Below are 24100 nucleotides of genomic sequence, written 5' to 3'. Positions count from 1 at the left end.
AGTTGGTGATTTTAACCATGAAAAATGATCAGATATTTATTTAGGTTGGTATAACCTGGAATTTCACCGCAAAATCACTCAGAATACGCGCCCTGTTTTAGCTTACTGCCGAGAAAGAAAATGGAACGCGATTACAAACTTGACTGCCTGCTGACAATGCCACGCCACGAGCTGGAAGAGTTCAGTGTGAGAGTGATTGGCCGTATGGTTCCTGAAGACGTGATGCAGGAGCTATACACCTTCGAGCAGGAAGAAGTTGATAGCGAAGAACGTCTGAAATCAGCGCAATTTGATGCCATGCTACGAATGACAGCCATCGCACTCGGTGAAGTCAAAGTGGCTTTCTCTGAATCCGACAACGCGCAGCAAAATGCCGAGCGAATGATCCGCCTGATCCTATGGCACTTCTATGCTATGTCTTTCAACCTTGAAGAAGCCGTTTCACTAGAGCAACACTGTGAGCAGGTAGAGCAGATCCTGGAAAAATCACCTGATGACGCCTTTGGTTGGGTAAAGGTTCTCACAGAGCTACTGCACAAATATGCTGAGCTGAGTGAGCAAAAAAAACAGCAATAGCCCTCATAAAGCCAAAAGACCGCCGAATAATGACTTATCCGGCGGTTTCCATTTCAAGTACAAACTATCAGCCAGCCAATGAGTTTTGATGGTGACGGATCAACTCTTCCATCGATGCTTCTGCACGTTGCTGCGCATGTTCCAACGTATCTTCGTGGCTCATTGCCTCAACGACTTCATAATAGCATTTTAGCTTCGGCTCAGTACCTGATGGACGTACGACTACTCTCGAATCATCATCAAGATAATAAATCAGCACATCACTGACAGGCAGATCAATCGGTTTAACTGTGCCATCTGCCGCTATCTTTTGCGATGTTTTCAAATCATCGGTTACAACGACATGGCGGCCAGCAATTGTCTCTGGGGGAGACGCTCTTAGGGTATCACCAATCGGTGGCGATCCTGGTTGCAAGGCAATACTCTTCTGCGCGTTCAGGTATAAACCATGCTCTCGATAAATAGCCTCCAGCTGATCCCAGATACTTTTTCCGTTGGCAGCCAGCTCAGCTGTCAACTGGGCAAAGGCCACCAGGGCTGACAAACCATCCTTATCCCATACTTCACTGCCTACGGTATAACCAAGCGCTTCCTCATAAGCAAATAGAAAACGGTTTTCTTCTGTCTGCTTCTGCATCGCAACATTCGTCAGCCACTTGAAGCCAGTCAATGTTTGGTAATACCTCGCTTCAACAGATTTGGCTACCTGCTTTAATAAGCTGGAAGACACGATTGTTGCCCCAACCAAGTTTTGTCCAGGTTCAGCATGGGTCAACAGATAATGCCCGAGCAGCACACCGACCTGATCACCGGTCAGCATCTGATATCCGCCCTCTTCTGTTCTAACGGCAACCGCAAAGCGATCGGCGTCAGGATCATTGGCACATGCCAGTGTCGCACTGTGTTTGCTTGCTTCGGCAATCACCATATCCATCGCCCCCGGTTCCTCCGGGTTCGGGAAGTTTACGGTTGGAAAACGCCCGTCAGGCTCTCGCTGCTCGGCAACACTGTACACCTTGGTAAAACCAGCATCGGCTAACAGCGCTTCTGCCATATTAGCCCCAACGCCATGCATGGCCGTATAGGCTAAACTGATCCCACCCGGCTGGGTATGATTTGACAGCAACTTACTTTTATTCATGGTCTGCCGATAGGTATCGTAAAACGACTCACTTAACCAAAACAACAGGCCTTGCTGTTTGGCCAGCTCCAAGTCAAGCAACTCAACTTCCTGCTGGGTAGCGATATCAATTTGCGCTGCGATACCTGAATCATGAGGTGGGATAATCTGCGCGCCATTGCCCCAGTACACTTTAAATCCATTGTAGGCTGGCGGGTTATGGCTTGCCGTCACAACAACACCAGCTGCGGCATCAAAGTGCTTAACGCCAAACGCAACCATCGGTGTCGGTGCAACATGGGTGGTCATATACACTTTTATGCCCTGCGCCGCTAGGGCTGATGCGGTTTCATGCGCAAAGCGTTTAGAGTCAGGGCGACCATCAAATCCAATAATAACGCCACGATCAGCCGCATCTTGTTCTGTTGCCAGCAAATACTTACCAAGCCCCATTGCTGTTTCCTGAATGACCAAGCGGTTCATCCGGTTAGGTCCGGCTCCCACGATACCGCGTAGCCCTGCTGTACCAAACGCTAGCCGCCCAGAAAAACGTTCTGCTAGTTCCGATTCAGCATTCGAATCGATAAGCTGTTGTAACTCATCACGAGTTTTCGGGTCAGGGTCTCGCGCTAACCAACGAGAAATTTCTGTCTTCATTATTGATGTTCCTACGACGTTGATTACATTTACAATCTACTACAAATGATATTCATTCGCATTGACTTGTTTCTATATCCTATTTCAAAAACACCAAACGCTCAAAAAACAACCTGTGTTTATGTTTCACAGGCCGATAATTACGCTTGGCTAAAAAGCGAAACCAATGAATGAAGTATAGAGGGAATACCGTTCTCCACAATTTTGCAGGCACTATCTGTGCAAAAATGCCTTACAAACCACTAACTAGCGCGTATGCAGCATTACATAATTAGAAAAAGATATCGGTGTAAGTAACTTGAATAGCAAACTTAGGGGATCGGCTGGCGTATAGGAGGGAGAAAAAGGGGTTATACAAACAAAATCGGAGTGCCGTCTGGCACTCCGATATAGACTAAACGCAATACTATTACCACATCAGATCGTCAGGGATCTTGAAGTCCGCATACGGATCATCTTCATCCATTTCCTGCTCGGTAGCAGTATTATTAACGATAATCGTTGCTTCATCACGCTGGCTAATTTTATCCGCAACTACACCAGGAACTATCGCGTAGCTATCAAGGTAACGGGCAATCGCCAAGCGGCCACTCACCAGCTGATCTTGAATAGATTTGTCGACATACACTTTTTTAACCAGCGTACCATCAGTGAAGTTGTAGCCAATCTCACCGTCTTTGCAGTCAATCTTATTCATCTCTACAAGCTGCTTCACCTGCGAGGCAATGGCTTTCTTCTCAGCTTCAGCCTGCTTTTGACGGTTTAGTTCTTGATCCTGAGCTAGTTGAGCCGTACGGTTTGCTTCAACAGCCGCTTTGGCTTCTTTGGCCTGAGTCCGGGATTTTTTAGATGTCTTCCCTGCCTTTTTCAGTTTCTTTTTATCGATAAGACCAGCTTTCAGCATCTGCTCTTGTAACGTTAGCTTTGCCATTTTGACTCCGTCGCGGGCACAGTTTCATTAAACAATGATAACAACCGGCAATGCCATTAAAAGGGCGATGCCGACTAATTAAATAGATAGTTATATTATCACTGGGCAACGAGAAACAGGTCAAGCCTATGTGGCCGTTACTCGGGTTAAAAAGCGACCACTTTAGGTTGCTAATGAAGCTGAATCAGTCCCACTTCCAAAATGCTTTACCAATCCCCTTAATTTTGCTCGTTGAAGGCGTCATATACCAGGACGTATTCTGATCACCTGAACTGGATACATAACCCAAAAAGGTACTATAAGCTTCGCCAAGATCAACATGCTCTAGCGGCGGCTCCCAATCTTCAGGAATGATGACAGCAAAAGGATAACCTTGTTCATTTTTAAACCCTCCAACACCTTCAGCATTGTTTACTGATCCCCCCAGTCTAGAGGCATACTCGGGTAGATGAATTTCATAACCAGTATTGGTGACATGTAAATATGGGTCATAGGGAGGAAGAGCAACATCGGCAAGGTTCAATGGAGCCTTGAAATCAAACGCAACACTGAATTTTTGCCCTTTGATTAAAGATACTCCTGATTCAGTATTAGCAAACTCAAGACCAGGTATTTGCATCAATGACTTGGTCCCCTGCAGTATACGCTGGTCAAAACTGCCCGACTGAGAGATAGTTTTCGGGTAACCGCTCTCCTGCTCAACAGAATCGGCTTTAAACAAATTCACAGTCCCTGCTCCAGATGCCCCGTCAGGTAACCCAATATGTAAATACCAATCATGAGTAAAGCCTGATCCCCTGGCAATAATATAGCCGTAGATAATTAAGGAGCTGACTTTATCAGCCTCCATACCAAGACCAACTCGGTAACCGACAACCAGGTCATTAAAATCATAGTCACTCTTGGCCGGGTAGTTATCCTCGTAGGCTGCAATATAATATTCAATTGAGGAAGGATAATAGACCCATGAATCAATAGGATTTTGTACCTGACCTTGAGTTATCACCAGTGGCGCCTCACTCTGGCCCGGGGCCAAATCAGCCAGAAAACTGGAATCTTCTGCGCTAACAAGTGCAAGGTCCTCAAAACCAGCCGAAAAATCGTAAAATGCCTCAGGATCGCCCAATGAAGTATTTGTCTCCAACAAAGTGACATCTAACGTCGCGGCAGTCGCACTGTCCAAGGCAATGTTCACCGGTATAGTGAGCAACGCATCGTAGGAGGTTCCACTTAAATCACTACTGCTACTCGGTGTGATCAGTGATGAGCCAGTTTGACCAATCAAGGTATAGTAACTCGATCGCTCTGTCGTGCCGCTCTTGGCAAGCATTGACTCAGTTGGCGTAGAATAGTCGCTAAAGATAAAGCTGTTTCCACCCACAACAATCGTTAAAGCCACTGACTCAATCGCCACCCCCTGGCAAGCGGCCTTCTCAGATCCGCTTGCAGCCTCATTCACATCAACGGCAAATACCAGTGAGCCGCCATGCTCTGTTCTCATCGCTTCAAGATCAACAGCAGATAAATTATTCTTCTGTTGCTTAGCCCTAAATAGATCAATACTTCCACTACCCTGTTTAATAGTATCTTTCAGTTGTACGGATAGTACCTCTGCGTTCGCTAATGGGATCACTAGTACCGCCAGCAACAGTATACCTGTCATACACCTGCTCATAGCTGCATCTCCCTTGAAATGCTTTTATCTCCTTCAAAATCACTAAAAAGATCAAACTTCACCACTGCTTCATTATTTGGTAAAGAGAGAGGAAGCTGAAAAGCCCCCAGCTTATTGATTTGTCCGAGATACAACACATTGCCTGAAGGCAAATATACTTTCAGGAACAACCTATCTCCAGCAAGTCCAAACTCACCTGGATCGAGTTCAAACTCTCTGATCCGGTATTGCTGAAATAATGCATTGAGAGGTGCTTTGTTGTCGGCGAGTAGCGTGCTTTGTGGTAAGTCTGGTAACGACGATGAAGATTCACCACCACATCCTGTCAGAATAAAGCAAATAGTGAAAAATAGCGTAGTTTTCATTCCCTTCCTCCAAAGTAAATACCTTGGCTGAGGGAATCACATGCTATGCCAATCTACAGTGTTAATAAAATCAATAGGTTATAAACATCAACGGGTCAACCTTGCAATACAGGATTGATTTTGCAAAAGAAATAGCATTTTAGGCATCTCAAGATTAAAGAGTTGTTATTACTATCAGGCAGTAACAAACATTTTCCGGTCATATAGACACTGGGCGACAGTTCAAAAAGCAAGCGGTACTGATGTACCGCTTTTTAGCTAACTTAGCGCTGGAAAGGGTAAACCGCGCCGAGGGAGAGGATTTGAGTCAGTTCATCTAACGCAGTGCGAGACTCATCAAGGAGCAGCGGATCGGCTAAATCAGCTTCTACCAGGCTATCGCGATAGTGCGTATCAACCCATTGATTTAGGCGATTAAACAATACCTCGTTCATCAAGGTTGCCGGATTCACAGCTTGCTGCTCTTGCTCGTTCAGTACAACCCGTAAACGCAAACAAGCCGGACCACCACCATTGGCCATACTCTGCTTCAGATCGAAAATCTGGACTTTGTCGATACCACGTTTGTCTGCCAGCATCTGTTCAATATAAGCCCAGACATTCGGGTTATTACGGCACTCTTCAGGCAGTACCAGCAAGGTTTCGCCTGAAGGCAATGCAAGCAACTGGGAGTTGAACAGGTAGCTTGTCACAGCATCATCGACAGACACCGCACTGGTTGGCACCTCGATGACTTTAAAATCATCCGACATTTTTTTGGTCAGCTCATCATAAACACCTTGCTGATTCAAAAATGCCTGATCGTGACAGAACAGAATATCTTTGTTACCGACCGCAATAACATCGTTATGGAATACACCCTGATCAATTACCGCAGGATTTTGCTGCGCAATCACAACCTTATCGCTCTCAAGCCTGTGCAAACGAGCAACGGCCTCACAGGCTTCAAATGTGTGTCGGGCCGGGAACTTTTTAGGTGCCGGATAACGACTATCGAAAGCATGGCGACCATAAACAAAAAACTCAATCCCCTGCTCACCATACTGATGGCAAAAACGAGTATGGTTCGCTGCCCCTTCATCACCAAAGTGCTCAACCGCCGGTAATGCCGGATGGTGAACAAAATGCGCAGGATCAGCAAAGGTCGCTTTCAGGATACGTCCTGTTACCTCGTGCTCAATCGAGCGATGGAACTTATTGGTTAAGTTGGCAGGTGTGAAATGGATTTTCCCATCAGCCGTATCTGCCGATGGCGAAACCGTTGCTGCATTAGCCGTCCACATGCTTGAAGCCGAACAACAAGCCGCCAGCACCTTCGGTGCCTGTTTCGCCGCTTGTTCAATTACAGTTTTGTCACTACCGGTAAAGCCAAGCTGGCGCAGCGTCTTCACATCAGGGCGCTCCTGCGGTGCCAACACCCCCTGAACCATCCCCATATCCGACAGGGCTTTCATTTTTGCGAGACCTTGCTTGGCAGCCAGCTTAGGGTTCGATGGTGCAGCCTGGCTTTTTGCTGAGGCAACATTACCAAATGACAGCCCACTGTAGTTATGAGTTGGCCCTACCAATCCATCAAAGTTTGCTTCAAGTGCTTTCATAGACATTCCATGTTTGTGTTCCATCCCTTAAAGATAACAAAGCATTTACAATTACAACAAGGGTGGCACAATAAACCAGTCGAGTGATATTCACTAGATATAAACACTAATTCAGAGCATGACTATTCATCTCTCTCTTTGGTCAAAACTGAGCCCTTGTGTGAAAGCTTTCACTCTAGGCTACAGCCATCAAGCCATTCTTTCTTACCTGTTGCCTGATAAATCCATTACCGCAGAGAAAAACAAAAACCTAAATACATATTTACTCACTTACTAAAACAAAAAAGCCAACCCTACAATGGCTGACTTTTTTCAATTCTGTGTGCCAGATCAGACTTAGAGGCCATGAATTGAGCATCTTTCTATCAAAAAGCACTACATATCCCACTCAACCACATGCCCTTCATCGTAAACACCATCGCTATAAGCGGGTGTAAAGTTAATAAAAATATTACTTTTAGCAATAGGGATCTGCTCAGCAATCGTATGGGCAATCAATTCCAGCATCGAGGCTATCTGCTTTTCCGTATTAAAATTGGGGGCAATCAAGTCAACGAGTAATGGGTGGGTGTTAACAGGCTGGGTATCTGTAACTTTACCATCATGGACATAATGTGACTGGGCAAGATATTCCCATGTCACCATAATATGGTGCTGCTCTATATTGGCTGCATCAGATACAGCCTGCGACAACGCGCTGATAACCTGCGGAATACGAACTTCCTGCTCAAACGGCAATGATTTGATTCGAACTAACGGCATAACTTACCCCTCATCGGAACCGACACCCTCACCGACACATACCAGGTGAGTAATTGATAAGTGACTTAGTTAATAGCCTAGTGAAAATCACCACTAAGACGCCATCTCATTATTGAGACAGCGATAAAAAAATACTATTACTCTATGATAAAAAAACACCTGCATATAGCAGGTGTTTAATCTATTCAGTTGTGCCTAGTCGCATTTTTTGTCTTCGCAACAAGGGTTGATTACCCGCTCTGCACAGGTATCGGGTTCAATGTGAATAATCACATCAACAACCTCATCAATTTGGTCGAGAATATGAGATTTGAAATTCTCACTAATTGTATGAGCCCGATCAACACTCATTGTTGGTTCCACCAGCAGATGAAAATCTAGCAAAATGGTGCTGCCTGTACGGCGGCTACGGATAGCATGGACCTCACGTATGTCCGGATCAGCTTCAGCATAGCTCTGGATCTTATTTTCAATCTCGCTATCAGCTTCCGCTTCTGTCAGCTCCTGCAGTGCCGGCCATAATATTTCAAATGCCGCTTTCAATATCATCGCAGTAACAAGTAGCGCAGCCACCTGATCCAAATAATGGAGGTCGGGTATAAAGAAATTCGCCACCACAGCCACTGCAACCGGCAGAGAACTCAGTGCATCAGAGCGGTGGTGCCAGGCATTGGCATGCAACGCCCGGCTATTGATTGTCTTCGCCTGTACTACCGTCCAGCGATATAATACTTCTTTAACCAAAATTGAAGCCATCGCCGCAGCAAACGCTAACAACCCCGGTGTAGTCGTTGATTCATGGCCCAGAGAATTAATTGAATCCCAACCAATCCCGAGGCCAACAAAAGCTAACAGTACGCCAATAAAGATATTGGTTAACGTCTCAAAGCGCCCGTGGCCATAGGGATGCCCTTTATCTGCAGGGGCAGTCCAATATCTTGATCCTATAAGAATGGCTGTATCTGTCACCAAATCTGAAAAACTATGGACTCCATCAGCCACCAGTGCCTGGCTTCCCGTTATCTTGCCCACCGTGATCTTTAAAATGGCCAAGCCGACGTTGGCTATCGAGCCAACCCATGTGGCTTTCTGTATGACTTTTACTGGTGTCTCTGACATCTTTCCAACTCATTATGAAACAGATAATTATGATACCTGAATAGTAATGGTTTCATGAACTATTCTGGCGGGCTATTCATGGCTTTTTGCTAGCAAGCATAAAATAAGCCCCCCAACATAACAGCTGTTAAACTTGATAAGAGCTGCACCAGTTTACCCTACCGTGAGGCAGTTAAGATCATGTTTACTTTTCATAAGCTTACCTACGTATTTGCTGTAAATAGCAAAACTATTCTCGTCATTAAGATGTTGATGCTATTGGCTGTAATACAGTTCAATACTCAATCCTTCGCGGCCAAACCAGATCTCTCTGTTGCCATTTCATTAGATATGCCCCCCTATGTGATGGGTAATGCCACTAGTGGCTTGCAGGTAGATATCGTATCTGCGGCCTTAGCCGATTACACCGTACATTTTGTACAGATGCCATATGGCGAGCTTCAGACAGCTGTACAGCAAAAGCGGGCGGATGTTTCAGTTGGTGTGTTGGTTGACGACAGCGGGGTATTTTACTCGCATAACCTTATCACTTTTGCCAACGTGGCCATCAGTAAAAAATCCAGTGAATGGAAAATTGAGCGGGTGGCAGATTTGAGAGATCACCCGGTTTTAACTTGGCAGAATGCCTATCTGGATTTAGGCGTTGAGTTTAAGCGCTTGTTTTCCCCTCAGTCACCACACCGAAAAAACTACATCGAAATCGCTGATCAGATTGAACAGGTGCAAATGTTTTGGCATGGCGAAGGTAATGTCATCGTGATTGACCAGAGTATTTTCACTTACCTCAGCAAGAAAATGGGCCATTCAATGGATAAGGTAACATTTCACAATTTATTCCCCCCCGTTACCATCTTTAAAGCCAGCTTTAAAGATGCTGAACTACGGGACAAATTTGATCAAGCGTTGAGTTTGCTGTGTCAAAACGGCAAATATGAGCAGTGGCTTAACCAATATAGCATCAAGTTACAAAGCACAGTTTGTGATGACATTAACTCCAACAAGTAGCCATGCGGCAATTGTCGGGTGATTTAGCAGTTTCAATCATGTTTCAATCATGTTTCAATGCGAGGGTTTGCCATTCTATACGCAGGGGGAGACCGCTTCCCCAGAATGCGCTTAGTTTGTTAGTGTGATTTTCCCCGATAAGTTAAACTTAATAGGTGTAGCTGGCCTATTCTCATCTAAATCCTCCCATGCCGTTCTGGCTGAAGTTTACGATTTTCTTGTCTGATAGCGCCATGCAAATGAGTGCTTATTATGTATAAATTCCTGCTCACTTTAGCCTTTGCTTTATGCCTATTTGGTTGTACATCACCCTCGAGCTCCCGATCGTCAGAAGATCCTGCAGCACAGCAATTTCGTAACCAGCAGATGGAGTTGTATAGGACAATGGATATGATGCCGCAGCCACAGCCCATTATTATTTTGAAGCCGAGTAAAACACTGAGGGGTTGATGCATATACCATGCACGTATATTCAACGCTGAAGCTGTTGTTGTTATCACTAATTTCAGCATATTTTCTTCAAGCTATTACAGCAAACAAATCGTATGTGGTGTTGAATTCAAAAACAGTGCATACATACGCCTCAATTTGATAACAAACACTCAACCAATCATTCAACCATATTAATACACCCATACTCAATCAACTTAATATGAAATATATTGAAACGGACCACCTTAATATGAAACAACGCTTAATCTTTATTATTATTTTATATATTAAGACAAGGTTTTATTTGCTCCCTATCACTGAAGATATGAAATTTAATATCTCCGCTTTATAAATTTCAATGAAAACACAACAAAGATCACATAAACTGAAGAAAACCACTGATTTTAAATTGAAAAATCCTGTCTTCATTCCATAATAGAACCATCAATACATAGATATTGATATTTACAAAAAGGACTTTTATGAGACATATTGCCGATTTTATCGAGCAGCTTGAAAGGGGAAAAGACCCTTTCAATATCTGGGTATACTCCAGTAAAGGTCACTATAGTCAGTTTGGCAATCAAGGTAATAAGCTACGTACACCGAACCTTTATAAAGCGATAGAGCAACATCTGCAAATTGTTGTTGAAATGAATAATGATGCAAAAGATGATGCATTTCTACTGCTTCCTGAAGTCCATGCGGTTGTACCTGTAGCCTTCCACGAAGGCCAAGTACATTCACTGACAAGACCTACTGCTGCGTAAGCATCAGTTGCAAGATATAAATATCGGTAACAACAATGATCAAGAAAAAAATCAGGCTAGGTTTATTTCGTCATTGCCGATAGGAATATTGAGCATAATAAAAAACAGACCCTTGGGTCTGTTTTTTTATTATAATCAATACCCTATAAAGAATATCAGTAGAAAAACGTTAACAGGCAGATCTTTAAGGTTAGCGTTTATTTACACTACTTTTAATTCAATATTTAGTTCCGGATGAATTCGCCGTAATAATCAATGAAGGCATAATTCTGCGTATACCGTCTTTACAAGCAGTATTGCCTGCATCCCATCCCTCATTAAACCGGGTATCGCTATTATCTAGGGTGCTATCTTTCAGATAATCCATATCAGGCATGCCCTTCACATTCAAAGCACTTTCACATCCCTGGTTATAACCATAATAATAAATGCTGTCATATTCGACTTCATTGACATACTCTTCAGGAAACAACCGATAGTTTTCATAATCAGAACTACTGCAACCTATTGCACCAAATGCCAGTATTACGACTACCGCCAATCTATAAGTCATCTTCATTCCGTGTCCTCAGTTAGCTTAGTACCAAAGCCAGCATCTACGATAGATACCATTTAGATCGCTTAATTACTTTTGCATATGCATGTAGTATTAGTCTAGACAAAAACTCGAAATCTCATTGACTTATTTAAGGTTACAACTGTGACTGAACAACAACTAGACCAACTCGAACGCCAACTCAAAAGCTATATCCTGAAACAAATGACCACAGATCCCGCACATGATCTCAGCCATATTGAACGTGTAGTCACAGCAGCAAAATCATTTGCTACAACGGAGCAGGCCAAATTGGCTGTTGTTATTCCCGCCGCCTGGCTTCACGATTGTATTTCGTTACCTAAAAACCACCCCAGGCGCCATCAAGGATCTAAACTGGCAGCCATTGAGGCAATCCGCTTCTTACGTGAGATTGGCTATCCTGAGACTTACCTTGACGAGATAAGCCATGCGATAGAAGCTCACAGCTACAGCGCGAATATTCCTGTAAGAACTTTGGAGGCAGCCATTGTCCAAGATGCCGACCGTATTGATGCACTCGGCGCAATAGGCATTGCCCGCTGTATCCAGGTTAGCAGCACCTTTAACGCCCGTCTCTATTCAGATACCGATCCGTTTTGCCAATCTCGCGAGTATGACGACAAAGCCTTCTGTGTTGATCACTTCTATAACAAGCTATTTGAACTAGAAAAAACAATGAATACAGATGCAGGGAAAAAAGAAGCTCATAAGCGTACCGCCTACATGAAAGGATTCCTGGAACAGTTACGCCATGAAATAGGACACACCTAAGGTGCTTATACCCAAGTGACCTCAAGATGCAGGTTTCAGAGTGAGCTCAGCGCATTCAATTCAAGGAAAGTGCGTGTAGGAATGGCTAGTCCTTTCAAACGCATTTGACACAGAAGTGAATATGCTGAATCACTCCCGAAGGGCGAGTTTTATAGGCTCTTATTCTACGTTGCAGATTTTTAACGTAGAGCGACTATGTCTACAAATCAGCGCCTTGTCTAAAAGCCTATAATTTCTCGCTGAAATGAGCACCTTGAGGTTACTTGGGTATATTACGCAAACAGGCCGCAATTGCGGCCTGTCTATGGAAGTGTAAACACCAAACTACTTGTTTAACACAGCATTAAAGCGCTCAAAACCTTCTTCCAAATCACGGATTAAATCATCACTATCTTCCAATCCGATATGCAGGCGCAGCATCGGTCCGGCAAAGTCTTTTTTCTTAGCTGAACGTATCGAGTTAATATTTTCATTCGCCAGAATCAAGCTTTCAAACCCACCCCACGAATATCCCATACTGAAATGCTCCATACCGTCAAGCAGTGCCGTTAAGGCCTCTGTGTTTCCTCGGTTCAGCACCAACGAGAATAAACCGTTGCAGCCTTTAAAGTCACGTTTGTAAAACTCATGCCCTTCACAGCTTTCTAGTGCTGGATGGCGAACATGATCGACCTCTTCGCGCTCAGCCAACCACTTCGCCACTTTCAAGCTATTTTGCTCATGCTGCTTTAACCGCACTCCTAGTGTTCGCAAACCCCGCATTGCAAGATAGACATCATCCGGTGACGTACACTGCCCCATCAGGTAGCTACTTTCACGAAGCTGATCCCAGCAACGCTCATTGGCTGTTGCGGTGCCGAGCATCACATCGGAGTGGCCAACGATATATTTTGTTGCTGCCTGAATCGAAATATCTACACCATGGTCAAATGGCTGGAAGTTAATTGGCGACGCCCAGGTATTATCCAGCATCACGACTAAATCATGCTCATGGGCAACGCGCGCCAAGGTCGGTACATCCTGTACTTCCATCGTAATAGAACACGGTGATTCAAGGAAAAGTACAGTGGTATTCGGGCGGATCAAATCCCGGATCCCTTCACCGATCATCGGATCATAATAGGTTGTCTCTACGCCCATTTTATCCAGTATCTTGTCACAAAAATCACGAGTTGGCTCATACGCACCATCGACCATTAAGATGTGATCGCCGGTTTTCACAAACGACAGGATCGCATTAGAAATGGCCGCAGTACCGCATGGGTAAAGTGCGCAACCTACTCCCCCCTCCAGCTCAACCATCGCATCTTGGAAAGCAAAATGTGTATTGGTACCACGACGGCCATAAAACAGCTCTTTATTGGCTCGGTTCGCCGTTGCATGCCTCATCTCTTCGACGGAATTAAAAACAATCGTCGAAGCCCGGCTAACCGGTGGATTAACTAAATGTTGCGTCCATTTTTTCGAGCGCCCGGCTGTGACAATCTTTGTATCTAACTCTTTCTTTCCCATGATCTACCCAAATTTCCTTTTTAACAGCATGCTATGACGTTAACACAATTGATCAAGCCTTGGGTAGCCGTTGCGTTTTCTTTACCTTGCAGCAGCATAACGAGGAGCCGCACTGATCTCACTATGATGGTGTCGGTAGGCCGAAGGGTTAAACTCCACGGTACGCGGATCAATCATTTCCAGATGGGCTCGGTAATTCAGGCATGCACGCATGATTTCCACATTTTCTGCAACCTTGGCAGTGAGCACCGCTAATAGAATTGCCTTATAGGCAAAATGGCGGTGAAGATCGATAGCCACATCAACTGAGCATGGTTTTCCCCCATGAGGCCGAAGCACTTGCAATGCCTGCTTCTTCGGGTACAGCTGGAACACATTATGATTAATATTCTTCGCGCGCTTGATCATATTGCGGATTTCACAGCGTGAAACGGGACTGTAGCAACCATGGCATTCATCACCGGCGGCACTTTTTAAATACTCCTGGTGCAGCGGTGTGATCTGGCCATCTTGGCTAGGCAGGCTGAGAAATATGATGTCTTCATAGTCATCACCCAGAGTCTGAAAAATACCGCGGGTCTGGGCAACAAACCCTTTGCTAAGAAGACAGTTGATGGCTTTCAATCCTGAAAGATACTGAACCAATATCGACAGCATTGCTGCGTGCATATTCTGCTCGTTATTCACCGCCGGTAGCACCTGTTTGGATTGAGGCGGTAGCAGCTCGTGCAATTGCGTTTCTACAAATTGGACAATCTGATGGTTTAGCTTCATTTCTGTATCATACATAATGTCGCCCTTGTCATTTATCAGTGTATTAAGTTGTACTCTTCACGCTCACTATTGATAAATGCAATATTAATACCTGTTAATATCTACCTTTATCACTGCCCAACCAGGCACATTTGTGACCAAACCCTCAACTTGCAAACAAATATAGAAATAATTATCGACAAGTTATTCGCTTTTTGCATGCTAAAAAGTAAAAAATCACAAAAAATTTCAACAAATCTCTACTTTTATACACTCTAGTGCCTAGTAATAGATACAAGGCCGCTTAAGGCGGCCTTAATTTACTGGTTACTACCTATGGCTCATCAGTTGTAGGCTTAGGCATATAATGCTCAGCCCGTAAACCAAACCGTTCCGGCAATGACGTCCCCACCGAAATGGATGACCAGGTACCTGTGATAATGCCGATAAACAGTGCGATCGCAAAGCCTTCCAAAGGCCCTCCACCCAGTAACCACAAGGCACCGACCGTCATCAATGTTGTACCGGATGTCACTAAGGTACGTGAGAATGTCGCGGCAATCGCTTCGTTGTTAATTTCATCTATTGGCTTGCCCGGCTTAGCGATTAATATCTCCCGGATCCGATCGGCAATAATGATCGAGTCATTGAGCGAGTAGCCTAAGATAGCCATGACGGCAGCCAGCACGGTTAAATTAAACTCCATCTGTGTCGCAGCAAAAAATCCCAGTACAAAAATCACATCATGAGCAAGCGCAAACAGCGCTCCCGATGCCAGTCGCCACTCAAAGCGATAGCTGAGATATCCCAATATACATAACACCGCCACCAGTAACGCCAAACCTCCCTGCTCGGCCAACTCCTGACCCACCTGCGGGCCAACGATACTGGTATTCAGTACATTAACCTTTGTTGCCAAAGGGAGCAGGAGGTGCTCAATTGTTGGTGCTTGCTCTGCATTTTCTGGCACTGCGTAGCGTAATACCCAGCGTCCCTGCTCACCAGAAGAGACCACGCTGACTTCCTGGTTGAGCCCGGCCTTTAACAGTGGTTCTATTTCGCTGCTAGTTATGCACGGGTCAAGCTGTACTTCGCTGACTACCCCGCCAGTAAAATCCAGTCCCCAGTTCAATCCTCGGGTCGCGACCATAAAGATCGATACCACCATTAATAAAATAGAGACTGTGCTGGTGAAGTGGCGCCACTTGGTTGCATTTTTCATATTAATAAGCATGGCTTTAAACCCTCACTTCACGACTTGTATCACGTCCCCACATCAAATTAATGATGGCGCGGGAGGCAAAAATACCGGTAAACATACTGGTCAATAACCCCAGTCCCAATGTCAAAGCAAAACCCTGGATCGGACCATTACCGATGGCGTACAGAACCACGGCAGTGATCATCGTGGTGAAGTTGGCATCAAATATAGTGCTAAAGGCACTGCTGAAGCCCAGGTCAATTGCCTGGGCAAAACTGCGCCCTTCCTTGAGTTTGTCTTTGATACGCTCAAAAATGAGTACGTTGGTATCAACGGCCATACCAACCGTCAAAACCAACCCGGCAATTCCCGGCAACGTCAGTACCGCGCCTGGGATCAGAGCCATCAAACCAAATAGCACCACCATGTTCATGATCAGTGCAACATTTGCCACCCAACCAAGTCGACGGTACCAGGCAGCCATAAACAGTAAGGTCATCCCCAGCCCCAAACCAAGCGCTGCAAATCCATTTTCGATATTCTCTGCCCCCAATGTCGGACCAATCGTACGCTCTTCGACAATAGTAACTGGCGCAGTCAATGAGCCTGCACGAAGTAATAATGCTAGTTCTTGGGCATCTTGGATTGAGCCGGCACCTGTGATCCTAAAACGATTTCCCAGCTGGCTCTGGATCGTGGCAACACTGATGATTTCACTCGTTTGTTTGGTATTCCCTGCACTATCCCGGCTGTATTCGCTGAAAGCTGTCGCCATCGCTTTGCCAATATTGTGGCGGGAGAAATCAGACATGATTTTTCCACCGGCATGATCGAGCGAAATGTTCACTTCAGCCATCCCCATTTCGCCAAAGCTGGCACGGGCATCGACAATATGGTCACCACCCAGGATCGGCTTACGCGAAACCCGTACCGGACGGCCATCTTTGCCTTTCATTTCCATGGTGCTGCCGGTTCCTGGCTCTTTCACCGGATAGAAAGCCAGGCTGGCTGTCGCACCAATCACATTCTTCGCCGCCGCCGGATCCTGAACTCCCGGCAACTCAATACGAATACGGTTTTCACCCTGCCGCTGAACCAGCGCTTCGGTAATGCCCAGCTCTTCAATTCGGCTGCGCATTGTTTGTAGGTTCTGCTGAACAGTCAGGTTTCGTAGTGCTGTTTTTTCATCATCTTTCAGTGTCAGTTTCACACCAGCACCTACACTGTTTGTCACCTGCCACTGCGGATAATTGCTACGGATGAACTTTCTAACCGCACTGTTTGCCTTCGAGTCAGGCAAACGTACACTCAGTGCATCAACCCCCGAGGCGTCAATACGCGCTCCCCGGATCCCTTGTTGGCGAAATTGCAGACGAAGCTCATCACGCAGTTGTTCACCCTGGGCCTTGAACACCTGATCCATATCAACATCCAGCAAAAACTGGACACCTCCACGTAAATCCAAGCCAAGCTTAATCGGTGAAAATCCCATGCTCTGCAGCCACAATGGAGCTGCAGGCTCCAAGGCCAATGTTAGTTGGGACTTGCTATTAGCTTTATCGTTAATTAGATCCGCCAGAACGGCTCTTGCTGTTGTTTGTTTACTATCATCATCAAGTACGACGATCGTTTTATCTGCTTGCTGGTTAATGCGCTTAACCTCAATCCCCCTGTCTGAAAGTTGCTGCTGCAACACCAAAGCAGAGGGTATTTGCATATCCTTGGTTGCAATCTGTACAGCTGCATCCTCCCCGTACCATGTTGGGATGGCACTTAGCAGCATGATAAATACTGAAACCACCAGCACCACATACTTCCAGGCCGGATAGTGATTAAGCAGTCGTTGTTTGTTCGGTTTTCTCATTATAAATGCACCATTTTCTCCACCAGAAATAGCTCTCTGATGTTGATGGGATTATTTACTGAGATCAGAACATCATACTATCGAGATCAGGTAACGAAGCACCTGCGATAAGTTGACATTAGACTCAGTCGGAACCAGACAGCTAGAAATTCAGACGGCAATAGCCGAAAGCTCCAAGCGCTGGGTAATAAAATCCAAAGCGGTCACCCTTTGTTGCTATAGCCAGCAATAAAGCATGATGCTTTCTCAGGTACGGAGAAAACGGTGATGGTAGGTGATATAGGTGAGATTACTCTCCTTCCAGCCAGATATCCGGCAAGAAGGCGGGCTCGTATTTAACATCCAATTCAAGCTTTCGCTGAAATCAACACGATAGCCTTTCACCAGGCAGGGCACTGGGTCGACAGGCAATTCGATTGCCAATTGATAAAATGGCTGGACCTCTTCAGGATCATGGCGTAGCAAATTAGCCATTCGTGAAGAGTTGTTTAATGCAGGATCATATTGACGACTTTCTGTAGAGTGCTGCTTTTGAGGCTTAGGTGTGGCTTGTTGAGGAAAATCCCAGATCAGTGCTCCTCTATCAACCAGCAGCTGATCACTATTAGCACTCGAATGAGCCTGGGCAAACAATAAGTCAAACTTGGCAGACTCACCAATATGCAGGGAGACACTGGCTGGCAATGATAACTCGGTGCCTGCATGATCGGTCTCAGCATGAGCAAACGAGGTTACCCCAAGACAAACCACTAACATCAGCACTCGGATTAAAGTCGCCAGCATATACTCAACATCATCAATAAGAATCAAAAGCATCATATGGTGATAGTACCCAATGCACAAGAGAATATTTGCACTGGATCACATTTTTAATTTAGGCGGTTATGCCAGTAACAATCTTTAGAACAAGCAATTAAACCTCCTGCAACACTTCTTGATACGGGGCATTGCTATAAAAAGATGCAAACCTGAAAATCCGTCATCAGTGATATGAGCAATTTCTCATTGAATGTAAATTTATTGATCGTTATATTTCATCCACATATCGCTATACAGGGAAGCTAAACAATGACTACAAAAAACATCGCATTTATCGGGCTTGGAACCATGGGCTTCCCAATGGCAGGTCACCTGGCCAATGCCGGCCACCATGTCACTGTCTATAACCGTACCACCGCTACCGCTGAAAAGTGGGTTACACAATATCAAGGATCCGTCGCACTAACACCAGCAGCTGCAGCACAAAACGCTGACCTTGTTTTTACCTGTGTAGGGAACGATAAAGACGTCCGCCAGGTTTACAAAGGTGAAGATGGTATCCTGTCAACTGCCAAGCCGGGGACTATCTTAATCGATAACACCACTGCATCGGCAGAAGTGGCTCGTGAAATTGCCCTCGCTGCAGCAGAAGTAGATGCCACCTTCCTCGATGCACCAGTATCAGGCGGTGAAGCAGGCGCAGTTAATGGCTGCCTGACAGTGATGGTCGGCGGCCAAAGTGAAGTGTTTGACGCAGCAAAACCAATCATCGATTGCTTTGCCAAAGCAACAACCTTGATGGGGGGTGTGGGCTATGGCCAGATCACCAAAATGGCAAACCAAATCTGTATTGCCGGAGTCCTGCAAGGGCTGTCTGAAGCAATCACCCTTGCCAAATCAGCAGGCCTTGATATTGAGAAAATGACGGATGTACTTAAACACGGTGCAGCAGGCTCTTGGCAGCTGGAAAACCGTGCAGTCACAATGGCTGAAGATAAGTTCGACTTTGGCTTTGCTATTGACTGGATGCGAAAAGATCTTGGGATCTGCTTTGAAGCCGCAGAAAAGCTAGGAGTAGAGTTGCCGCTGGCAAAACAGGTTGATGGGAAGTATGCTGAGCTGCAAAAACGTGGTTTAAACCGGGCTGATACGTCTGTTTTAATCAAGCAGTTTGATAAGTAATTTCCCCCAACTATTCATTTGTTGAGAGCCTAACTACACGAGAGGCATAGATACCAACCAACTATTGAGATTAGTATCTATGTCCAACTTTTAGAATAAACTAAAGATGGACTGCCATAATCGGTCATTGGCTTCGCGTTTCTGTTCTGTTTCACGCATCACCTCATGGCTAGGTGTAAAACCTGGATCGACCCGCTCTTCCGCCGATGAACGCTCGAGTGGCGCCTCATAAACGTCATCAACCTCTGCTCTTGTCTTTTCCTGCACTGTAGCCTGTGCACTCTCTAGCGTCTGATCCAGCAAAGCAGAATCATTCAAAAATGTCTCCGCATTAAGGTATGTGGATACCACACAAATACATACCACTACCCCTCTTGCCAAGTATCGCATCTTCACTCACTCGCTTAAATTTACTGCTTAAGACCTTACCACAATAAAACAATGTTTTATATGTAATTAGATATAAAAAAACCGCCATGAAGATGGCGGTTTCAAATCAAACGTTATTGCTTACAGGCTAACAAAGATGCCCGCCAATGCTGCACTCATCAGGTTGGCTAGGGTCGCAGCAAGTACCGCTTTAATACCCAGGCTTGCTACATCGCCACGACGCTCTGGTGCCATCACACCGATAGAACCGATCTGAATAGCGATAGAACCAATGTTGGCAAAACCACACAGTGCAAAGGTAATGATCACCTGGCTTTGTGAAGAAAGCGCCTCTTTAACATTCACAAAATCAAGGAAAGCAACAAATTCATTCAGGATCATTTTCTGGCCAATGAAAGCACCTGCCTGAAGCATTTCGCTAGCAGGTACGCCAATGATGAATGCCAGAGGTGAGAACAGGTAACCTAGAATGCTCTGCATAGTCAGGTTCTGCATACCAAACCACTCACCAACCATTTCAAGGCCAGCGTTTGCCATTGCAATTACACTTACAAATGCAATCAGCATAGTACCTATTGCCACAGCCACTTTCATGCCGTTCATCGCACCAGCAGCCAATGCGTCGATCGCATTGCTGTGATCACTCTTAGCCATTTCGATATCAGTTTGCTCAACCGCAACACCTTGCTCTGGCACAAGAATTTTTGCCATCAACAGGCTACCTGGCGCTGCCATAAAGCTAGCCGCGATAAGGTATTTCAGATCAACACCCAAGCCCGCGTAACCACCAAGCACACTACCGGCAACCGAGGCCATACCGCCGGTCATCACTGCAAATAGCTCCGAACGGGTCATTTGTGGCAGAAATGGTTTTACCAATAGTGGAGATTCACCCTGAGAAAGGAAAATATTACCTGTGGCAACCAGTGATTCAGCACGGCTTGTACCCAGCGCTTTCTGGATACCACCACCGATCACTTTAATGATCCACTGCATCGCACCTAGGTAATAAAGAAGAGAAATCAGGGCACTAATGAAAATAACGAGGGGAAGAACACGGATAGCAAAAATGAAACCGGAAGTAGCTAGGTCGCCGAACAAGAATTTAATCCCTTCATCAGCAAAACCCAACACGCTGGCAACACCACTGCTCATGGCCCCCAGCATCATTTGCCCAACCGGTACGTAAAGTACCAAAGCGGCAAAACTTGCCTGTAAGAACAACGCTCCACCGACAGTGCGCCAGTTTATCGCTTTACGGTTTTCAGATAGCGCCCAAGCGCATACTACCAGCACTAAAATACCGGCCATACTAATTAACAACTGCATTATTTCGTCCTGCTGCTTCTAATAAATGGGATGCCGAAATATGAAGGTGTTACTGCCTGCTGCAATAGGGGAACACTAGCTTTCGGGGAGAAAGCGAAATAGGAGGGTTCTGAACAAAAATGCTCAGGAAATGCGTGTTTGTCCGCCCACATGTACAACATACAAGTCACCTTGATAACAAGCTAAAATATCGCCGGTCCAACTCCGTGGGTCGTTCACATATCCATGGTGACAGCTTGTAACTAAGGTGGCTGAACTCGATGGTTCTGGCCGGAAGCGGAGTATATAGAGATGCAGATCACATTAACAACCCAAAAGCGGTTTTTTTTTGTGATCTAGATTTAAACGGGCATGAAGTGAGCAATTGTAAGGGATTGTGTATTTATTTCTGCCACCCTGTCGATAGCTTGGCTGACATTCAAATTTCATACAGCATTAGGAGTGGGATAGTAGAGGAATCGATGCATCGAAGGGATTCAGCTTCTGTTGCACTGGGATCTGGTAGCCATAAAAGGCCTGAAGCAGATGCCGAGAATTGACTATTACCAATAGCAAGGCATAATTTGCAAATACTAATAAAAGGCTGATCACAATGGCAAATGCTCGGAAACAGGCGTTAACGTTTACCCTTCACCGACATCGGGCAATAGGTATAGCCAGCATATTATTCACTGTACTCTTTTCACCACACGCTCTCGCCAATCAGTATGTCTCAGAGCTTAAGTTACTTAACTACACTGACACTTATGGCAATGTCTCATTACGCTATGCGAAAAACGTAGAGCTACCCGACCCGATGACAGTCAAAGGCAACCTTAACCTTGAATATAGTAAGATAGAGCGCTTGCCTCGTAAGTTGACCGTCAAAGGAAACCTCAACTTGGCCTACAGCGCTATCAAGCGGCTCCCTCTTCAAATAGTCGTATACGGCTATATTAATCTTGCCCACTCGCAGATCACTTACCTAAATAATGGTTTACAGGTAAGGGGAGATCTAAGCCTCATGGGAACCAGGATCACACAGCTTCCGCCTTATCTGTATGTAGGCGGTAATCTATATCTAGCCAACACAGCCATTACAGAGCTACCAAAGTTTTTAGTGGTTAAAGGCAATATCTATCTGGGTGGCGCCCCCATCAACGTATTCCCTGAACAAATCACAGTCGGGGGTACCATTTTTAAATAACTTTTCAATATAGACGAACGAGTCTTTAGCCGAGTTATCCTATTAAGAGTGCCAATAATACAATTTACTTCCTTGAAATTTAATATCCTTCCAAACAGGCTTACATATTGGTCTTATTATCAATAAAGAGTCAAATATCTCTCGACTTTAATCAGTGAATAACACCAAAAGGCAAACGTTTGCTTTTTTTGATAAAAGCAATAATAAATCATCAGTACTTAAAAGGTTACTATAAAGATTGGTAACAAGGCTGATTAGGAAGGGATATTTGCCAGAAACACTCCATGTACTTCTTGTGCCTCTGGCATGTTTTTACATCTTATAGCCCATGAAAATCAATAGCTTAGCGCAGTTGCGCTTAATCTATTACTTTGATTTCCCTTTCTCATTTGTCGTTTGCGACTGATGATAGAACCATTGTCTGCGGTTTCTATTAGCCATTTTTATACCTCTCATTTTTTCCAAAAACGAGTAAGGTTGATATCTCTCTTATTAATACCGTCTTACTCATCTAATCAGCTTTACTATACCTAACGAATCATGACATCCTTATGACAGTTAGGTCACAATAAAACTTCAGTACTCCCTGGCAAATCAACTTTCTAAAATAGAACAACCAATTACGATTAGGTTCAATAAAAAGCTCAGGGGTTAAAGAACAGTGTGATATCTCGTAGATGTGATACTAGAAGCGACCTTATTTAACGGAGTAAGGCAGTCCACTTTCTTAAATAATTTTCACCATCCGATTTATATCAACCAATTTAATATAAGAGCCAATGATTTGTTTTGCAACTACTATCTTGCATTATTTTTGTGACCGTTGTCTTTTTTTGAACAAAGCCTCTCTTTCCTGTCACGAGTTCAATCACGTAACTAATTAAATCGCAAAGAAATATACACTCGGGTAAATAGCAAATTATTCCGACCAAACGAAACGGCCCGCTAGCAACAGATAACACACTTGATACTATCACTGCTGTACATACCCGCTTTCAACCGCATCTAAGTAGCACTCAACTACTCGTTGACACGCCTGTACTTTTTGTTAACATTAGCATTACATCTTGACAAGAGGTCAGAAACATGGGTATACACACCATCACTTTAGAGCAGACCGCTGATGTGCCCAAGAAAGTACTGTTTCAGTTACTTTCTGACCATGAAAACCTTGGACGCTTCTTTGACGCCGAGTATTCACTCGTTAAGCATGGAAAGCCTGAAATGAATGGCATTGGTGCGGTTAGAAAAGTTATTGCCGGGCCATTTACTTTTCAAGAACAAATCATCGACTATAAAGAAAATGAACACCTCCATTATAAAGTCATCCAGGGAGGGCCTGTCGATGAGCATGGCGGCTGGATTCGCTTTAAGAGCTTGAATGCCAACCAAAGCCTGATTCATTATCGGATCAAGTTCTCACCACGTATCCGAGGAACAGGGTGGCTGATAAAACTGCTACTTGAAAAAGATATCAAAAAGGCACTCTTCAATATTGCTCAGTACGGTGAATCTGAGTGGAAACGTGCCTGAACGTCGTATCTCCAGTTAGCATAGGAACCGTCT

Annotated in this window: 22 protein-coding genes; 7 read left to right on the top strand and 15 right to left on the bottom strand. The window is 44.9% G+C overall.

Going from position 1 to position 24100, the window contains the following annotated elements; all coding sequences use genetic code 11:
- The first annotated feature begins 120 nt into the window (after positions 1–120).
- Positions 121–576 (top strand): exoribonuclease R, encoded by a 456-nt coding sequence (locus AC51G0_RS25920; protein ID WP_496302450.1) that lies wholly within the window; start codon positions 121–123, stop codon positions 574–576.
- Between the two features lie 67 nt (positions 577–643).
- Here the strand turns inward: AC51G0_RS25920 and AC51G0_RS25915 are convergent, their stop codons facing one another.
- The 7 genes from AC51G0_RS25915 to AC51G0_RS25885 form a co-directional block, all read right to left on the bottom strand.
- Entirely contained in the window at positions 644–2353 is a 1710-nt protein-coding gene (locus AC51G0_RS25915; RefSeq protein WP_496302449.1) for a phospho-sugar mutase, read from the bottom strand.
- Between the two features lie 409 nt (positions 2354–2762).
- Positions 2763–3284 (bottom strand): DUF2058 domain-containing protein, encoded by a 522-nt coding sequence (locus AC51G0_RS25910; RefSeq protein ID WP_496302448.1) that lies wholly within the window; start codon positions 3282–3284, stop codon positions 2763–2765.
- A 184-nt stretch (positions 3285–3468) separates the two neighbouring features.
- Positions 3469–4947 carry an LruC domain-containing protein gene (locus AC51G0_RS25905; protein ID WP_496302447.1) on the bottom strand — a complete coding sequence of 493 codons (1479 nt, stop codon included), beginning with the start codon at positions 4945–4947 and terminating at the stop codon, positions 3469–3471.
- A gap of 8 nt (positions 4948–4955) precedes the next feature.
- On the bottom strand, positions 4956–5324 hold the full coding sequence (locus AC51G0_RS25900; protein ID WP_496302446.1) for a hypothetical protein: 369 nt from the start codon (positions 5322–5324) through the stop codon (positions 4956–4958).
- A 263-nt stretch (positions 5325–5587) separates the two neighbouring features.
- Complete coding sequence (astB, locus tag AC51G0_RS25895) at positions 5588–6922, bottom strand: N-succinylarginine dihydrolase (RefSeq protein ID WP_496302445.1); 1335 nt, start codon at positions 6920–6922, stop codon at positions 5588–5590.
- Between the two features lie 375 nt (positions 6923–7297).
- Positions 7298–7684 (bottom strand): hypothetical protein, encoded by a 387-nt coding sequence (locus AC51G0_RS25890; RefSeq protein WP_496302444.1) that lies wholly within the window; start codon positions 7682–7684, stop codon positions 7298–7300.
- Positions 7685–7879: 195 nt separating this feature from the next.
- Positions 7880–8803, bottom strand: a complete 924-nt coding sequence (locus tag AC51G0_RS25885) for a cation diffusion facilitator family transporter (RefSeq protein WP_496302443.1) — start codon at positions 8801–8803, stop codon at positions 7880–7882.
- 180 nt (positions 8804–8983) lie between these two features.
- Here AC51G0_RS25885 and AC51G0_RS25880 point away from each other — a divergent pair, with 180 nt between their 5' ends.
- Together AC51G0_RS25880 and AC51G0_RS25875 are read left to right on the top strand one after the other, a co-directional pair.
- Positions 8984–9808: a substrate-binding periplasmic protein gene (locus AC51G0_RS25880; RefSeq protein WP_496302442.1), complete on the top strand. Its 825-nt coding sequence runs from the start codon at positions 8984–8986 to the stop codon at positions 9806–9808.
- 914 nt (positions 9809–10722) lie between these two features.
- Entirely contained in the window at positions 10723–11010 is a 288-nt protein-coding gene (locus AC51G0_RS25875) for a hypothetical protein (protein ID WP_496302441.1), read from the top strand.
- A gap of 217 nt (positions 11011–11227) precedes the next feature.
- Here the strand turns inward: AC51G0_RS25875 and AC51G0_RS25870 are convergent, their stop codons facing one another.
- Positions 11228–11569, bottom strand: a complete 342-nt coding sequence (locus tag AC51G0_RS25870; protein WP_496302440.1) for a hypothetical protein — start codon at positions 11567–11569, stop codon at positions 11228–11230.
- Between the two features lie 201 nt (positions 11570–11770).
- On the opposite strand from AC51G0_RS25870, the gene AC51G0_RS25865 reads away from it, so the two are divergent.
- Positions 11771–12358 (top strand): HD domain-containing protein, encoded by a 588-nt coding sequence (locus AC51G0_RS25865; protein ID WP_496304206.1) that lies wholly within the window; start codon positions 11771–11773, stop codon positions 12356–12358.
- 324 nt (positions 12359–12682) lie between these two features.
- Here AC51G0_RS25865 and AC51G0_RS25860 read toward each other — a convergent pair whose 3' ends face one another.
- From AC51G0_RS25860 to AC51G0_RS25840, 5 genes are all read right to left on the bottom strand, one after another.
- Entirely contained in the window at positions 12683–13870 is a 1188-nt protein-coding gene (locus AC51G0_RS25860) for a cystathionine beta-lyase (RefSeq protein ID WP_496302439.1), read from the bottom strand.
- 81 nt (positions 13871–13951) lie between these two features.
- A complete protein-coding gene (locus tag AC51G0_RS25855; protein ID WP_496302438.1) occupies positions 13952–14659 on the bottom strand; it encodes a hypothetical protein in 708 nt (235 codons plus the stop codon).
- Between the two features lie 298 nt (positions 14660–14957).
- Positions 14958–15857: a protein translocase subunit SecF gene (gene secF, locus AC51G0_RS25850; RefSeq protein WP_496302437.1), complete on the bottom strand. Its 900-nt coding sequence runs from the start codon at positions 15855–15857 to the stop codon at positions 14958–14960.
- A 4-nt stretch (positions 15858–15861) separates the two neighbouring features.
- The gene (gene secD / locus AC51G0_RS25845) at positions 15862–17688 is read right to left on the bottom strand and encodes a protein translocase subunit SecD (RefSeq protein WP_496302436.1); all 1827 of its coding nucleotides are present in this window, start codon (positions 17686–17688) and stop codon (positions 15862–15864) included.
- A gap of 246 nt (positions 17689–17934) precedes the next feature.
- On the bottom strand, positions 17935–18507 hold the full coding sequence (locus AC51G0_RS25840) for a hypothetical protein (protein WP_496302435.1): 573 nt from the start codon (positions 18505–18507) through the stop codon (positions 17935–17937).
- A 249-nt stretch (positions 18508–18756) separates the two neighbouring features.
- Between AC51G0_RS25840 and AC51G0_RS25835 the strand changes: the two genes are divergently transcribed.
- Complete coding sequence (locus AC51G0_RS25835; protein WP_496302434.1) at positions 18757–19629, top strand: NAD(P)-dependent oxidoreductase; 873 nt, start codon at positions 18757–18759, stop codon at positions 19627–19629.
- A 90-nt stretch (positions 19630–19719) separates the two neighbouring features.
- Here the strand turns inward: AC51G0_RS25835 and AC51G0_RS25830 are convergent, their stop codons facing one another.
- Together AC51G0_RS25830 and AC51G0_RS25825 are read right to left on the bottom strand one after the other, a co-directional pair.
- Complete coding sequence (locus tag AC51G0_RS25830; protein ID WP_496302433.1) at positions 19720–19947, bottom strand: hypothetical protein; 228 nt, start codon at positions 19945–19947, stop codon at positions 19720–19722.
- Positions 19948–20139: 192 nt separating this feature from the next.
- Entirely contained in the window at positions 20140–21348 is a 1209-nt protein-coding gene (locus AC51G0_RS25825; protein ID WP_496302432.1) for a NupC/NupG family nucleoside CNT transporter, read from the bottom strand.
- 592 nt (positions 21349–21940) lie between these two features.
- Between AC51G0_RS25825 and AC51G0_RS25820 the strand changes: the two genes are divergently transcribed.
- Complete coding sequence (locus tag AC51G0_RS25820; RefSeq protein WP_496302431.1) at positions 21941–22534, top strand: hypothetical protein; 594 nt, start codon at positions 21941–21943, stop codon at positions 22532–22534.
- A 1086-nt stretch (positions 22535–23620) separates the two neighbouring features.
- Positions 23621–24067 (top strand): SRPBCC family protein, encoded by a 447-nt coding sequence (locus AC51G0_RS25815; RefSeq protein ID WP_496302430.1) that lies wholly within the window; start codon positions 23621–23623, stop codon positions 24065–24067.
- Positions 24068–24100 lie beyond the last annotated feature (33 nt).

The organism is Photobacterium sp. HL06, assembly GCF_059552575.1.
This window is presented reverse-complemented; position numbering and strand designations above follow the sequence as displayed.